Origin of the sequence: Pseudomonas sp. Sample_14 (genome assembly GCF_004307515.1) — a bacterium.
Classification (GTDB): domain Bacteria; phylum Pseudomonadota; class Gammaproteobacteria; order Pseudomonadales; family Pseudomonadaceae; genus Aquipseudomonas; species Aquipseudomonas atacamensis.
In genome coordinates this window covers 39940-55037 of record NZ_RCOC01000038.1, presented here as the reverse complement: position 1 = coordinate 55037, position 15098 = coordinate 39940, and the positions used below count along the sequence as shown (strand labels likewise).

The window sequence follows — 15098 nt, the reverse complement described above, 5'->3', positions numbered from 1 at the left end:
GGACACCGATTTGAGGCGAACAGATTACTTGCGCTGAAAAGCCACTGTGGTGAGGGGACTTATCCCCGTTCGGCTGCGCAGCCGCCCCAAAACTTCCGCCCCGGTACGTCAGGAGCTGCGTGTGTAACGATATCCACGACTGCTGCGCAGCCGAACGGGGATAAATCCCCTCACCACACGAGCTCTCAAAGTACCCAGTGGCGCAGGGGTGAAAAATATGCGCCGGCGCTTTATAGTGGCCGACCTCCGTTTCATCAAGTAGCCGAGCCCCATGTCCGAGCCACACAAGATCCTCGTCACCAGCGCCCTGCCCTATGCCAATGGTTCGATCCACCTCGGCCATATGCTGGAATACATCCAGACCGATATGTGGGTGCGCTTCCAGAAGCATCGCGGCAACCAATGCATCTATGTCTGCGCCGACGACGCCCACGGTTCGGCGATCATGCTGCGCGCGGAAAAGGAAGGCATCACCCCGGAACAACTGATCGCCAACGTGCAGGCTGAACACAGCGCCGACTTTGCCGACTTCCTCGTCGATTTCGACAATTTCCATTCCACTCACGCCGAAGAAAACCGTGAGCTGTCGAGCCAGATCTACCTCAAGCTGCGTGACGCCGGGCACATCGCCCAGCGTTCGATCACGCAGTATTTCGACCCGGAAAAGAAAATGTTCCTGGCCGACCGCTTCATCAAGGGCACCTGCCCGAAATGCGGCACCGAAGACCAGTACGGCGACAACTGCGAAAAATGCGGCGCGACCTACGCACCGACCGACCTGAAGGATCCGAAGTCGGCGATCTCCGGCGCCACCCCGGTGCTCAAGGATTCCCAGCACTTCTTCTTCAAGCTGCCGGATTTCCAGGAAATGCTCCAGGCCTGGACACGCAGCGGCACCCTGCAGGACGCCGTGGCCAACAAGATCGCCGAATGGCTGGACGCCGGCCTGCAGCAGTGGGACATTTCCCGCGATGCGCCGTATTTCGGTTTCGAGATTCCGGGCGAACCGGGCAAGTATTTCTACGTCTGGCTGGATGCACCGATCGGCTACATGGCCAGCTTCAAGAACCTCTGCAACCGCACGCCGGAGCTGGACTTCGACGCGTTCTGGGGCAAGGACTCGACTGCCGAGCTGTACCACTTCATCGGCAAGGACATCGTCAATTTCCACGCGCTGTTCTGGCCAGCCATGCTCGAAGGCGCCGGCTACCGCAAGCCGACCGGCATCAACGTGCACGGCTACCTGACCGTCAATGGTCAGAAAATGTCCAAGTCGCGCGGCACGTTCATCAAGGCCCGCACTTATCTCGATCATCTATCGCCGGAATACCTGCGCTATTACTACGCAGCCAAGCTGGGCCGTGGCGTCGATGACCTCGATCTGAACCTCGAAGACTTCGTGCAGAAGGTCAACTCCGACCTGGTCGGCAAAGTGGTCAACATCGCCAGCCGTTGCGCCGGATTTATCCACAAAGGCAACGGCGGCCTGCTGGTCGACAACAATGCCGCGCCGGAGCTGACCGAGGCCTTCCTCGCCGCCGCGCCGAGCATTGCCGACGCTTACGAGGCCCGCGACTTCGCCCGCGCCATGCGTGAAACCATGGCCCTGGCTGACCGCGCCAACGCGTGGATCGCCGACAAGGCGCCGTGGTCGTTGAACAAGCAGGAAGGCAAGCAGGATGAAGTCCAGGCGATCTGCGCCACCGGCATCAACCTGTTCCGCCAGTTGGTGATCTTCCTCAAACCGGTACTGCCGCTGCTGGCCGCTGATGCCGAGGCGTTCCTCAACGTCGCGCCGCTGACCTGGAATGACCACACCACCCTGCTGGCCAACCACCAGCTCAACGAATTCAAACCGTTGATGACCCGCATCGACCCGGTAAAAGTGCAAGCCATGACCGACGCCTCCAAGGAAGACCTGACCGCCAGCCAGACCGACACTGGCGCAGCCGCCCCTGCAGGCAACGGCGAACTGGCCAAGGATCCGCTGTCGCCGGAAATCGATTTCGACGCCTTTGCCGCCATCGATTTGCGCGTCGCTTTGATCGTCAAGGCCGAACACGTCGAAGGCGCGGACAAGCTGCTGCGCCTGACCCTCGACATCGGTGACGAGCAACGCAACGTGTTCTCCGGGATCAAGAGCGCGTATCCGGACCCGTCCAAGCTCGACGGTCGCCTGACCATGATGATCGCCAACCTCAAGCCACGGAAAATGAAGTTCGGTATTTCCGAAGGCATGGTGATGGCAGCCGGTCCCGGCGGTGAAGAGATCTACCTGCTGAGCCCTGACAGCGGCGCCAAGCCGGGTCAGCGCATCAAGTAAGACGTTGCGATAAAACGATCCCACCGACGTGCTCTGCATGCCGGTGGGATTTTTCATATCTGGCCCGATAGTGCCTACCCTTAAGAGACACCCGCCCGTTTCGCTGGCAGAACCATGACCGAACTCGTGTTAACGCTGATCAGTGCTGCGCTGCTCAACAACTTCGTGTTGCACTGGCCGCTGGGCGTCGCTCCGCTGCTGGCGGGCAGCCGTCGCCAGGTGCATGCGCTGGGATTGGCGACGTTGTGCCTGATGGTGGTGGTCGGCGTTATCGGTCAGGCGATCTGGCAGTGGATACTGCTGCCGTTGCAGCTTGAAGCGCTGCGCCTGTTCGTGTTTCTGCCGCTGAGTGTGTTGATGATCGCGCCGCTACTGAAACTGCTGACGCGCGGGCTGCCGGATTGGCCGTTCGACGGATTGTGGCCGCTGCTGCTCGGCAATGCCGGCGTACTCGGGCTGGCGTTGATCAATGCGCAAAATGATCAAGGCCTGCTGCACGCGACAGCATTGAGTTTCGGCGCCGGGCTGGGTTTCTGGCTGGTGTTGAGCGTGTTCTGCGATCTGCGCGAGCGCACGGTCGACAACGATATTCCCCTGCCCTTTCGCGGCCTGCCGATCGATCTGATCAGCGCCGGACTGATCGCAGTGATTTTTCTCGGATTCAGTGGATTGATCAAAACATGAGTCTGCTTCAACGCATCGATGCCCTGCTGCCGCAGACCCAATGCGGCAAGTGCGGCCATCCCGGATGCAAACCCTATGCGCAAGGCATTGTTGACGGTGAGCCGATCAACAAGTGCCCGCCGGGCGGCGAAGAAACCATCGCTGCCCTGGCCGAGCTGTTGAAAATACCGGTCCTGGAGCTGGACATCAGCCGTGGCCCGGCACCGCCGCAAGTCGCCTTCATCCGCGAGGCCGAATGCATCGGCTGCACCAAGTGCATTCAGGCCTGCCCGGTCGACGCCATCGTCGGCGCGGCAAAACTCATGCACACGGTGCTGATCGACGAGTGCACCGGTTGTGATCTGTGCGTTGCGCCGTGCCCGGTCGACTGCATCGAAATGCATCCTTTGCCTGCGAACACGATCCCAGTGGTTGGCGGTCTCGCATTCGATCTTGAAGAACAGCGCGCCCGCGCGATCAAACGTGACCACGCGCGCCAGCGTTTCGAGCGCCGCAACCAGCGCCTGCTGCGTGAAGAACAGCAAAAGCAGGCCGAACGTGAAGCGCGAGCCGCGCGTGCGGCACAACCGCAAGTCTCGACCGCCGACCCGGTGCAGGCTGCGCTGGAGCGGGTGCGTGCGCAAAAAGCCGCGAACGCCGATGCGGCGCTGAAGAAGGCCAAGGTCGATGTGGCGATGAGTCGAGCGCAACTGCACAAATCGCTGAAAGCCTTCGGTCATCCGCCGACATTCGAGCAGCAGTCGCAATTGATCGTCCTGCAGCAACAATTCGAAGCCGCCGAGCACGCGCTGGCGAATCTGGAAAGCAGCCAACCGGTGATTCCCGCCGTCCCTGCTCCGAGCAACGACGCGGAGTTGAAACGGGCGAAGATTCAACTGGCCATGCGCCGCGCCGAGTTGAAAAAAGCCCAGGCAGCGGAGGCTGCGCCGGAGCAGATCGCAGCACTGGAGCAAGCCGTGACTGACGCCGAGCGCCGGGTGCAAGACCATGCCACCCCTTGAGGCAGCGGACGATCGCCTGCAACAGGCGATGAATACCGTGCTGCTCGCAGCGCTGCCGGGGCTGCTCGCTTTGTTCTGGTTGTATGGCTGGGGCGTGTTGATCAATCTGCTGTTGGCGGTTGCCAGTGCTTTGCTCGTCGAAGCCGGGGTCGCCCATTTGCGTCGGCAAGCGGTGCAAGCGGCACTGCGTGATGGCAGCGCGCTGGTCAGTGCAATGTTGCTGGCCGTTGCGCTGCCGGCTTATTGCCCTTGGTGGCTGACGGTCACGGCGACCGCTTCAGGCTTGTTGTTCGGCAAGCACCTGTATGGCGGCGTCGGCAGAAATCCGTTCAACCCGGCGATGCTTGGCTTTGCCCTGAGCATGGTGCTGTTTCCGCAAGCGATGACCCATTGGCCCGGTCATGGCCTCGATTTCCTCTCGGCGTTGCATCAGGTTTTCAACCCGACTCCAGCACCGGACGCCTGGGCGCAGGCCACGGCACTGGACAGTCTGCGCATCAATAAAAGCCTGACCATCGATGAGCTGTTCGCCAGCAACCCGGCCTTCGGCCGTTTCGGCGGGCGCGGTGTGGAATGGGTGAATCTGGCGTTTCTGCTCGGCGGTCTGTGGCTGTTGCAGCGGCGGATCTTTTCCTGGCATGCGCCGGTGGGGATGCTCGCCAGTCTGTTCCTCATCAGCCTGTTGTGCTGGAACGGCTCGGGGTCGGATTCCCATGGTTCGCCGCTGTTTCATCTGCTCAGCGGCGCGACCATGCTCGGTGCATTTTTTATCGTGACAGAACCTGTGTCCGGCGCGAAAAGCGCCCTCGCCCGCCTGTTGTTTGGCGTCGGGGTCGGCCTGCTCACGTACCTGATTCGCACATGGGGCGGATACCCGGACGGCGTCGCGTTTGCGGTATTGCTGATGAATCTGCTGGTGCCGACGCTGGAGCGCTTCGCCGCCAGCCGCCATCTGCCGGTGAGCACATGAACCGCTCGGTGAGTGTCGTGACGGTTGTACTGCTGGCTCTCGTTGGCGTGAGCGCGACATACGTGCTGCAGCGCAGCAGTGCACCGCAGATTGCCAGCGAGCAGCGCTTGCTCGCCAGCCGCCAATTGCTCGATGTCATGCCTGCAGCGCTCTACGACAATCAGCCGCTGGAGCAACCGCTGACGCTCGCCGAGCCTGTTTTGCGCCATAGCACGCTGTCAGGCGGCTATCGAGCGACCCGCTCCGGACAGACAGTTGCGGTGCTGTTGCGCAGTCGCAGCGAAGGTTACGCAGGCACTCTGGAACTGCTGATAGCCATCGATGCAAACGGCAGAGTTCTAGGCGTGAAAACCCTTGAGCAGCGCGAAACGCCGGGATTGGGTGGTCACATCGGTGAATGGCCGAATGCCTGGCTTCAGACCTTCCTCGGCAAATCCCGCACTGAGCCGACAGACGCCGGTTGGGCGCTGAAAAAGGATCAGGGGCAGTTCGATCAAATCGCTGGCGCGACCATTACCTCCCGTGCCGCCATCAACGCGATTCATGACGCACTGCGTTATTTCGATGAGCATCGGGCGTTGCTGTTAGGAACTGGCTCATGAAACGCACGGTAGGTTTATTGATGCTGGTGCCGCTATTGGGCGCCACACAAACACTCAGCGCTGCACTGGGGATAACCTTGATGCTCGGCGCGGTGCTCGGCGTTTTTGCCGTTTGCATGTCGCCGCTGCGCGAACGCCTGACGGGCACCCGTGCGTTGCTAGCCAGCCTGATACTTGCCGCGACGCTGACCAGTTGCGCAAACATCATGGCGCAACGCTGGCTTTTGTCATGGCAGCAGACGTCTGAGCTCTACATAGGGCTGATCGCCTTGCACTGCGTCGTGCTTGAATACCACGGTGCCTTCCGCGAGCCCGTCGCTGTCAGCTTAAAACGCTGCGCCTTGTTCGGCGCGCTCATGCTGGTGGTCGGCGGGCTGCGCGAGATCATCGGTTATGGCAGCCTTGGCCGAGGCCTTTCGGAGCATTGGCAAGGTCTGGTTTTGTTCCCCGATGGGCTGCAGCTGTTTACGCTGGTCCCCGGCGCTTTGGTTTTACTGGGCCTGCTTCTCGCCGTACGTCAAGCGTGGACACCCCGCAACTCTGTCATCAAGGAAACGCATCGCCCATGAATGCTGCAAAACGTCTTGAGATATTTCGCCGACTGCACGAAGACAATCCCGAGCCGAAAACCGAACTGGCCTACTCTTCGCCGTTCGAGCTGCTGATTGCGGTGATTCTTTCGGCGCAGTCCACCGATGTCGGGGTCAACAAGGCGACGGCCAAACTCTTTCCCGTCGCCAATACACCCGCCGCGATTCATGCGCTGGGTGTAGAGGGGCTGTCGGAGTACATCAAGACCATTGGCCTCTACAACAGCAAAGCGAAGAACGTCATTGAAACCTGCCGTTTGCTGGTTGAACGCCACGGCGGCGAAGTTCCGCAAACCCGAGAAGAACTGGAAGCCTTGCCCGGCGTCGGGCGCAAGACCGCCAACGTGGTGCTCAACACCGCTTTCCGTCAATTGACCATGGCGGTCGACACGCACATTTTCCGCGTCAGCAATCGCACCGGCATCGCGCCCGGGAAAAATGTGGTGGAAGTTGAAATGAAGCTGATGAAGTTTGTACCGAAAGAATTCCTGCTCGACTCCCATCACTGGCTGATTTTGCATGGCCGCTATGTTTGCCTGGCGCGTAAACCGCGCTGTGGCAGCTGCCGCATCGAAGATCTGTGCGAATACAAACATAAAACTTCTGACGATTGAGCCGTCATCGGTTTTTCGTATCCATCGATTGAAAAAATCTTTTTTACCCGCCGCAGTAATGTCGATATAAGGAGCGCCAAAGGCAGTCTTAGCCGGGAGTTGACTTCATGAGTACCGACAAAGAGCAACTGGATGTAGAAGAAGATTTTATTGCCGTCGAGGCCGATGAGATCGAACCGGTGGTCGAGGTGGCGAAGACCAACCTCAGCAAGCGTCGCACAATCGACAACCTGCTTGAGGAGCGCCGACTGCAAAGGCAATTGGCCGATTACGATTTTGATCTGTGATACCTGAAGGCCTCCCGAAGCGGAGGCTTTTCATTTTCTGCGACAACCGAGCTTGATCGGCCCATGACGGTCTCAGCTGTCGAATCGTTCAAACCAGGCCGTTGCGCTGCGCCAACTCGATCAGATCAACCAGAGACCGCGCATTGAGTTTCAGCAACAGGCGAGTCTTGTAAGTGCTTACAGTCTTGTTGCTCAAAAACATGCCGTCGGCGATTTCCTTGTTGGTCTTGCCGCGCGCCAATTGCTGCAACACCATCATTTCCCGCCCGGACAGACGATCAACCATGTCCGCCTCACTCGCATTGCCCAGACTGGTACGCACAGTGTGCAGGGCCTGATTGGGGAAATAGCTGTAGCCGGACAGAACTGCCTTGATCGCACTCAGCAGTTCGGTCAGATCCTGCTGCTTGCACACATAACCCGCTGCACCCGATTGCATGCAACGCATTGAAAAATGTCCGGGAGCCTGGGAAGTCAGCACCAGCACTTTCACCGGCATGGCGGTGGAAGTCAGGCGAGCAATAACTTCCAGTCCATCGAGTTTGGGTATTCCAATATCCAGAATGACAAGGTCCGGTATTTGTTCACGAGCAATTTGTAGTGCATCAACGCCATTATCCGTTTCTGCAATGACTTCGTAGCCATGCCGTTCCATCAGCATACGTACCGCAAGTCGAATGACGGGGTGGTCATCCACGATCAGCACTTTATTCATGGGCAAGTCCAGTTTTCGCTGTTCGAATTTTTAGAACACGCACGATATCCCAGTCAATTGCTTCAAGGGATGGCAACTTTTACACGCATTTGCATCGAGAGACATTCCCTACAGGCATTGAGGATAATTCCCACAAATAGGTCCCGTCGCATCCATCGCAACTGCTTCCCGTCCTTCAAGACCGCAGCGAATTTCCGTTTACTGCGCACACGTCCTACGCAGCTGCGAATTCCAATCGAGCCATCTGAAATTTCCTGGACCACTTTTGCCGGCTGCCGATTCGACATATGACGTAACGAACCGCCGCTACTGCATATTCGACGCACCGGCAGCCCTTCTATAAAACTTGAAACAACAGCCTGAAACTCCAATGAAGGCTTTTGCTATATATAGAAATATTCAACCTCAAACAAACAGCATAGAACTTGAATCATGCTCAAGATAACGAAAAAGATCACTAACCCAATGACCGTCATCGCGATATTCGCCATTATCTCGGAAACTTCAGCGGCGGTATCGCTGCCGTTTCTCGACAACAAGGACCGGGAGATTTATGTCTGGTTTCTGATCAGCTTTCCGTTTTACTTGTTATTTCTTTTTTTTATCACGCTGAACTTCAACCACCGCTCACTCTACTCGCCCTCGGATTTCGGCAAGGACAAAAATTTCCTGAAGGCGGCTGAACATTCGGAACGCGACAGCGAACGAAAAGTACCGTTGCGAAAAACCGATGGATCGTGCGCTTTCGAGATAACCAGCTGCGTCGTGTCCAGCAACACTGGGAGCGGCGGATTCCAGCGTCCATGCAGGATTCACAACGCGCCTGACCCACCAACCGATATCGATGGCCAAGCGAACCCCGTGGTGCAGACGATCAAACTGTCACCGCTGATAAGCGAACTGAACATCATCGACGCCCGGGACGTTGATGCGTCCAGGGAGTTCGATGCGATTCTCGACACTCTTCGGAGCGCCGGTAAAAAAAATCCGCGAGTGCTGGTTTTTCTGTCGAATCATGTTTCGGACTCTCTGGCGCATACTTCGCTGCAACAGATCAAACAGGCGAAGAAAAGCTCAGGTGCAACACTGTGTGTCGTTTACAACCTGTGCACACAGACAGTTACCCTGCTGGGGCGAACCAGCTGACAGGCGTGGCACATCCCGCAAGCGGGCAGACAAGAGAAACGGCTTGATGAACCCGATGAAAATTCCGAAAAAAAAGGCGGCCCTGAACTGGCCGCCTTTTTTATTGCGCGTGGGTCTGAGCCGCTTAGAACAACTTGCGGCCCTTGTTGGCAGCAATGCGCATGCGCAGCGCGTTGAGCTTGATGAAGCCCGCCGCGTCGGCCTGGTTGTAAGCGCCGCCATCTTCTTCGAAGGTGGCGATGTTGGCGTCGAACAGCGAATCGTCGGACTTGCGACCGGTGACGATGACGTTGCCCTTGTACAGCTTCAGGCGCACTACGCCGTTCACGTTGACCTGCGAAGCATCGATCATCTGTTGCAGCATCAGACGCTCAGGGCTCCACCAGTAACCGGTGTAGATCAGGCTGGCGTACTTGGGCATCAGCTCGTCTTTGAGGTGAGCGACTTCGCGGTCCAGAGTGATCGATTCGATGGCGCGGTGCGCGCGCAGCATGATGGTGCCGCCCGGGGTTTCGTAGCAGCCGCGGGACTTCATGCCGACATAACGGTTTTCGACGATGTCGAGACGACCGATGCCGTGCTCGCCGCCGATCCTGTTCAGCGTCGCCAGTACGGTGGCCGGGGTCATTTCGACGCCGTCCAGTGCGACGATGTCGCCGTTGCGGTAGGTCAGTTCCAGGTATTGCGGGGTGTCGGGAGCCTTCTCCGGGGAGACGGTCCAGCGCCACATGTCTTCTTCGTGCTCGGTCCAGGTATCTTCCAGCACGCCGCCTTCATAAGAGATGTGCAGCAGGTTGGCGTCCATCGAGTACGGAGATTTTTTCTTGCCGTGGCGTTCGATCGGGATCGCGTGCTTCTCGGCGTAGTCCATCAGCTTCTCGCGGGACAGCAGGTCCCACTCGCGCCAAGGGGCAATAACTTTTACGCCTGGCTTGAGCGCGTAGGCGCCCAGTTCGAAACGCACCTGGTCGTTGCCCTTGCCGGTGGCGCCATGGGAAATGGCGTCGGCGCCGGTTTCGTTGGCGATTTCGATCAGGCGCTTGGCGATCAGCGGACGGGCGATGGAAGTACCCAGCAGGTACTCGCCTTCGTAAACGGTGTTGGCGCGGAACATCGGGAACACGAAATCACGCACGAATTCTTCGCGCAGGTCGTCGATGTAGATTTCTTTGACGCCCATGGCCTGAGCCTTGGCGCGGGCCGGCTCGACCTCTTCGCCTTGACCAAGATCAGCGGTGAAGGTCACCACTTCACAGTTATAAGTATCCTGCAGCCACTTGAGGATCACCGAAGTGTCCAGGCCGCCGGAATACGCCAGAACGACCTTGTTTACGTCCGCCATGCCATCACTCCACGGGGTTCTACGGAAAGCCGGGGAGTCTACCGCTCAAACGCGATAATTTACAGAGGCGCGACAGCTTAAGACGACAAAGCGACAGAATCTGTCGAGAGCGCGACGATGACCGGCGAGTCAGGAAGTCGTTGCGGCCGTGGCCGGCGTACTCGCTTGCGGCGCCGGAGCCGGGGCGGTAGTCGGTGCGACGCGCGACAGTTTCACGTTGACCCGACGGTTCTTCGCACGATTGGCCTTGCTGGTGTTGGGCACGATCGGATACTGCTCGCCGTGGAAACGCACGGTGATCTGCGATTCCTGAATGCCGTTGGCCTTGAAGAAATCCACCACCGCCAGCGCGCGGCGGCGCGACAATTCGCGGTTGGTCAGACGATTGCCGCTGTTGTCGGAATGGCCGTCGAGGTCGATGTGGTTCACCGTCGGGTCGGCCTTCATGTATTCGAGCATCACTTGCAGCTTGGCCTTGGCAGCTGGGTCCAGCTCAACGCCTTCGCCGGGGAAGCCGATCTGCGACTGCTTGATCTGGTCGAAATTCTGCGGCAGCAATTTCGCCACACAGCCTTGATAGTCGTTGAACGCCTTGCTGAATTTCACCGGCAACAAACGCACTTCGGAGACGCGGCCATCGCCAGACGCACGGCGTACCACCGGGCTGCGACCGTCCAGCAGACCGCTGATCAATCCCCCGGCCTGGGATTGCGAGCTGTTGAACAACACGGTGCCGCTGCCCAGACGCACAGAGCCCAGATTGATGTCGCCACGCCCTGGCTGCCAGGGTGCAGCGGCAGCGAGCAAGGTCGCCGAACCGCCGCCGAGCATGGCGTTGTAGGCGTTCAGGCGAAAGATCGCCTGCTCACCGGCCTTGCGCACGAACTCGCCCGAGCCGAAATCGGTGATCGGCTGGGTCAGGCGGCATTCGAACTGGTCGCCGGCGACCGTCCACTCAATGTTCTCCAGACGGGTCTGGTAAGTCAGCGCCATCGCGGGAAGGCTGGCAAACACACTGAGCAGGGCTAAATAACGCTGGCGCACGGGAGGCTCCATTGGCTTGTGAAACACAAACACCGATTCACACAATGTTTACGGCATACCTCCGGGATATCGGACGCGTGTGGCAAAACTTGATAGCGGGTGCCTGCAAGAGTCTTTTCCGGTAGCATTCGCCTCAGTTTGACCCGCCTGGAATCCCCTCATGTCCGACCGCCTGACCCTGCTGCGTCCCGACGACTGGCACATTCATCTTCGCGATGGTGCCGTGTTGACCAATACCGTTGCCGATGTGGCCCGCACCTTCGGGCGCGCGATCATCATGCCGAACCTGGTACCGCCGGTGCGCAACGCCGCTGAAGCCGACGGCTATCGTCAGCGCATTCTCGCTGCCCGCCCGGCCGGCAGTCAGTTCGAGCCGTTGATGGTGCTGTACCTCACCGACCGCACCCAACCGGAAGAAATTCGTCAGGCCAAGGCCAGCGGTTTCGTCTACGCCGCCAAGCTGTACCCGGCCGGCGCGACCACCAACTCCGATTCCGGCGTGACCAGCATCGACAAGATCTTCCCGGCGCTGGAAGCCATGGCCGAAGTCGGCATGCCGCTGTTGATCCACGGTGAAGTCACCCGTGGCGACGTCGATGTATTCGACCGCGAAAAGATTTTCATCGACGAGCACATGCGCCGCGTGGTCGAGCGTTTCCCGACGCTGAAAGTGGTGTTCGAACACATCACCACCGGCGACGCCGTGCAGTTCGTCAACGAGGCTTCGGCCAACGTCGGCGCGACCATCACCGCGCATCACCTGCTGTACAACCGCAACCACATGCTGGTCGGCGGGATTCGGCCGCACTTCTACTGCTTGCCGATTCTCAAGCGCAACACCCATCAGGAAGCCTTGCTCGACGCCGCCACCAGCGGCAGCGCCAAGTTCTTCCTCGGCACCGACTCGGCGCCCCACGCCCAGCACGCCAAGGAAGCCGCCTGCGGTTGTGCCGGTTGCTACACCGCTTACGCCGCCATCGAGATGTATGCCGAAGCGTTCGAACAGCGTAACGCGCTGGACAAGCTCGAAGCCTTCGCCAGCCTCAACGGCCCGCGTTTCTACGGCCTGCCGGCAAATACCGATCGCATCACCCTGGTCCGTGAAGAATGGACCGCCCCGACCAGTCTGCCATTTGGCGAGCTGACCGTTATCCCGCTGCGCGCCGGTGAAAAACTGCGCTGGCGCCTGCTGGAGGAACACGCGTGAGTGAAGACAATTTCGACGATGAACTGGACGGTCAAGGTGGCGGCGGCGGTTCCCGTCATCCGATGGCAGCGCGTTTTCGCGGCTACCTGCCGGTTGTCGTCGACGTAGAAACCGGTGGCTTCAACGCAGCCACCGATGCCTTGCTGGAGATTGCCGCGACCACCATCGCCATGGATGAAAAGGGTTTCGTCTACCCGGATCACACCTACTTCTTCCGCGTCGAGCCATTCGAAGGCGCCAACGTTGAAGCGGCAGCGTTGGAGTTCACCGGGATCAAGCTCGATCACCCGCTGCGCATGGCCGTCAGCGAAGAAACCGCGCTGACCGACATCTTCCGTGGCATCCGCAAGGCGCTGAAAGCCAACGGCTGCAAGCGGGCAATTCTGGTCGGGCACAACAGCAGTTTCGACCTGGGCTTCCTCAATGCAGCAGTTGCGCGCCTGGACATGAAGCGCAACCCGTTCCACCCGTTCTCCAGTTTCGACACCGCGACCCTGGCGGGTCTGGCGTATGGTCAGACCGTGCTGGCGAAAGCCTGTCAGGCGGCCGGCATCGATTTCGACGGTCGTGAAGCACACTCGGCGCGTTACGACACCGAAAAGACAGCTGAGCTGTTCTGCGGCATCGTCAATCGCTGGAAGCAGATGGGCGGCTGGGAAGACTTCGACGACTGATCGTCGGCGAACAAATCCCGCGCATGAAAAAACCGGCCACATGGGCCGGTTTTTTTGTACCTCGACGTTGCGCCTTACAGGGCCGCAGCGTTCTCGGTCAGGTAAGCCGCAACGCCTTCCGGCGAAGCGTTCATGCCTTTGTCGCCTTTCTTCCAGTTGGCCGGGCAGACTTCGCCGTGCTCTTCGTGGAATTGCAGCGCGTCGACCAGACGGATCAGCTCTTCCATGTTACGGCCCAGTGGCAGGTCGTTGATGATCTGCGAGCGAACCACGCCTTTGTCGTCGATCAGGAACGCGCCACGGAAAGCCACGCCGCCTTCGGATTCAACGTCGTATGCCTTGGCGATGTCGTGCTTCATGTCGGCAGCCATGGTGTATTTCACCTGGCCGATGCCGCCATTGTTCACTGGAGTGTTGCGCCAGGCGTTGTGGGTGAAGTGCGAGTCGATCGACACAGCGATCACTTCAACGTTGCGCGCCTTGAAGTCAGCCATGCGGTTGTCCAGAGCGATCAGCTCGGACGGGCAGACGAAGGTGAAGTCCAGCGGGTAGAAGAACACCAGGCCGTATTTGCCTTTGATGGCCGAGGACAGGGTGAAGCTGTCAACGATCTCGCCATTGCCGAGTACGGCCGGGACGGTGAAGTCTGGGGCTTGTTTGCCTACGAGTACGCTCATTGATATCTCCTGGTGTAGAAACTTGAAGTTCAGGGTCCGGGCCAGCCTGTCACCCTCAGGCGACAGCCCTGTGACACGAACCCTCTTCGCAAGGGACGACCATCATACACTGCGTGTTTGGCCTGTCCGTAACGGATTTTCCCTGTTCGGTTATCCACTGCGTATTCATGGGGTCAGACGAGCATTTGGAAAATACCGTTCGTCAGTCGCTGGGAAATTGGCTGGGAAGCGTTCCGAAAGCACTTTGACAATCATTCTCGTTAACATTAAGATCCATCGCAATTGAGTCACAACCAGCGACGGTTCTTACTTATGTATGTTTGCCTCTGCACTGGCGTCACCGACGGACAGATCCGCGAAGCGATCTATGAAGGTTGCTGCAGCTACAAAGAAGTTCGCCAGGCCACCGGCGTCGCCAGCCAGTGTGGCAAATGCGCCTGCCTTGCCAAGGAAGTGGTGCGCGAAACCCTGACCAAGCTGCAAACCGCCCAGGCCGCGATCCCTTACCCGGTAGAATTTACTGCTGCGTAAATGCCCCATTTCAAAGAACCGGACTAGATGTCCGGTTTTTTTATGCCTGAAAATCAATTGCTTAGCGTCCAGACGCGGAACACAAACATTCTTATTCCGATTAATTTTCATTTATTATTCAATAACTTAGGTTTGACACTTATAACTGCCAAGCTCAAACTCCGCCTTATATACGGTTATTACAGGGCAGGACTCCGATCATGAAAGGCGACATTACAGTCATCCAGCATCTCAACAAGATCCTCGCCAATGAGCTGGTCGCGATCAATCAGTACTTCCTGCATGCGCGCATGTATGAAGATTGGGGTCTGAACAAGCTCGGCAAGCACGAATACCACGAATCCATCGACGAGATGAAACACGCGGACAAGCTGATCAAGCGCATCCTGTTCCTTGAAGGCCTGCCGAACGTTCAGGACCTGGGCAAGCTGCACGTCGGCGAGCACACCCGCGAGATGCTCGAATGCGACCTGCGCATCGAGAAGACCGGCCACGCCGACCTGAAAGCCGCCATCGCCCATTGCGAAACCGTTGGCGACTTCGGCAGCCGTGAACTGCTCGAAGACATTCTCGAGTCGGAAGAAGAACACATCGACTGGCTGGAAACCCAGCTCGGCCTGATCGACAAGATCGGCCTGGAAAACTATCTGCAGTCGCAAATGGGCGAAGAGTAGGAGCTGTCGAGTGAAAC

At 58.7% G+C, this 15098-nt stretch carries 17 protein-coding genes; 13 read left to right on the top strand and 4 right to left on the bottom strand.

Translation table 11 applies throughout. The annotated features are described in order from the left end of the window. Positions 1-271 precede the first annotated feature (271 nt). The 8 genes from metG to D8U61_RS08985 all read left to right on the top strand — a co-directional run bounded on the left by metG (position 272) and on the right by D8U61_RS08985 (position 7071). Positions 272-2323 (top strand): methionine--tRNA ligase, encoded by a 2052-nt coding sequence (gene metG / locus D8U61_RS09020; RefSeq protein ID WP_130926782.1) that lies wholly within the window; start codon positions 272-274, stop codon positions 2321-2323. A 114-nt stretch (positions 2324-2437) separates the two neighbouring features. Beyond that, the gene (locus D8U61_RS09015) at positions 2438-3007 is read left to right on the top strand and encodes an Rnf-Nqr domain containing protein (protein ID WP_125925642.1); all 570 of its coding nucleotides are present in this window, start codon (positions 2438-2440) and stop codon (positions 3005-3007) included. Continuing rightward, entirely contained in the window at positions 3004-4008 is a 1005-nt protein-coding gene (gene rsxB, locus D8U61_RS09010; RefSeq protein WP_125925643.1) for an electron transport complex subunit RsxB, read from the top strand. Before D8U61_RS09015 ends, rsxB begins: the two co-directional genes overlap by 4 nt. After that, positions 3995-4978, top strand: a complete 984-nt coding sequence (locus D8U61_RS09005) for an RnfABCDGE type electron transport complex subunit D (protein ID WP_125925644.1) — start codon at positions 3995-3997, stop codon at positions 4976-4978. The genes rsxB and D8U61_RS09005 overlap by 14 nt, the downstream gene beginning before the upstream one ends. After that, on the top strand, positions 4975-5580 hold the full coding sequence (locus D8U61_RS09000) for an RnfABCDGE type electron transport complex subunit G (RefSeq protein WP_125925645.1): 606 nt from the start codon (positions 4975-4977) through the stop codon (positions 5578-5580). Before D8U61_RS09005 ends, D8U61_RS09000 begins: the two co-directional genes overlap by 4 nt. Beyond that, the gene (locus tag D8U61_RS08995; protein WP_130926781.1) at positions 5577-6149 is read left to right on the top strand and encodes an Rnf-Nqr domain containing protein; all 573 of its coding nucleotides are present in this window, start codon (positions 5577-5579) and stop codon (positions 6147-6149) included. Before D8U61_RS09000 ends, D8U61_RS08995 begins: the two co-directional genes overlap by 4 nt. Beyond that, positions 6146-6784: an endonuclease III gene (gene nth, locus D8U61_RS08990; protein WP_016773410.1), complete on the top strand. Its 639-nt coding sequence runs from the start codon at positions 6146-6148 to the stop codon at positions 6782-6784. The genes D8U61_RS08995 and nth overlap by 4 nt, the downstream gene beginning before the upstream one ends. Positions 6785-6891: 107 nt before the next feature. Further along, on the top strand, positions 6892-7071 hold the full coding sequence (locus tag D8U61_RS08985) for a hypothetical protein (RefSeq protein WP_125925647.1): 180 nt from the start codon (positions 6892-6894) through the stop codon (positions 7069-7071). An 88-nt stretch (positions 7072-7159) separates the two neighbouring features. Here D8U61_RS08985 and D8U61_RS08980 read toward each other — a convergent pair whose 3' ends face one another. Next, a complete protein-coding gene (locus D8U61_RS08980) occupies positions 7160-7786 on the bottom strand; it encodes a response regulator transcription factor (protein ID WP_016773408.1) in 627 nt (208 codons plus the stop codon). Positions 7787-8218: 432 nt separating this feature from the next. Between D8U61_RS08980 and D8U61_RS08975 the strand changes: the two genes are divergently transcribed. After that, entirely contained in the window at positions 8219-8932 is a 714-nt protein-coding gene (locus D8U61_RS08975; RefSeq protein ID WP_110646234.1) for a hypothetical protein, read from the top strand. 124 nt (positions 8933-9056) lie between these two features. On the opposite strand, the gene D8U61_RS08970 is transcribed toward D8U61_RS08975, so the two are convergent. After that, positions 9057-10274, bottom strand: coding sequence for an argininosuccinate synthase (locus D8U61_RS08970; protein WP_011335737.1), 1218 nt, complete (start codon positions 10272-10274; stop codon positions 9057-9059). Positions 10275-10403: 129 nt separating this feature from the next. Next, positions 10404-11318 carry an OmpA family protein gene (locus D8U61_RS08965; protein ID WP_130926780.1) on the bottom strand — a complete coding sequence of 305 codons (915 nt, stop codon included), beginning with the start codon at positions 11316-11318 and terminating at the stop codon, positions 10404-10406. A 160-nt stretch (positions 11319-11478) separates the two neighbouring features. Between D8U61_RS08965 and pyrC the strand changes: the two genes are divergently transcribed. Together pyrC and rnt are read left to right on the top strand one after the other, a co-directional pair. Then, positions 11479-12525: a dihydroorotase gene (pyrC, locus tag D8U61_RS08960; protein ID WP_016773405.1), complete on the top strand. Its 1047-nt coding sequence runs from the start codon at positions 11479-11481 to the stop codon at positions 12523-12525. Beyond that, positions 12522-13199: a ribonuclease T gene (gene rnt / locus D8U61_RS08955; protein WP_016773404.1), complete on the top strand. Its 678-nt coding sequence runs from the start codon at positions 12522-12524 to the stop codon at positions 13197-13199. Before pyrC ends, rnt begins: the two co-directional genes overlap by 4 nt. A 74-nt stretch (positions 13200-13273) precedes the next feature. Here rnt and D8U61_RS08950 read toward each other — a convergent pair whose 3' ends face one another. Next, positions 13274-13876 (bottom strand): peroxiredoxin, encoded by a 603-nt coding sequence (locus D8U61_RS08950; protein WP_003227723.1) that lies wholly within the window; start codon positions 13874-13876, stop codon positions 13274-13276. Between the two features lie 312 nt (positions 13877-14188). Between D8U61_RS08950 and D8U61_RS08945 the strand changes: the two genes are divergently transcribed. Together D8U61_RS08945 and bfr are read left to right on the top strand one after the other, a co-directional pair. After that, positions 14189-14407, top strand: a complete 219-nt coding sequence (locus tag D8U61_RS08945) for a bacterioferritin-associated ferredoxin (protein ID WP_003227725.1) — start codon at positions 14189-14191, stop codon at positions 14405-14407. A gap of 200 nt (positions 14408-14607) precedes the next feature. Then, on the top strand, positions 14608-15081 hold the full coding sequence (bfr, locus tag D8U61_RS08940; protein ID WP_130926779.1) for a bacterioferritin: 474 nt from the start codon (positions 14608-14610) through the stop codon (positions 15079-15081). Positions 15082-15098 lie beyond the last annotated feature (17 nt).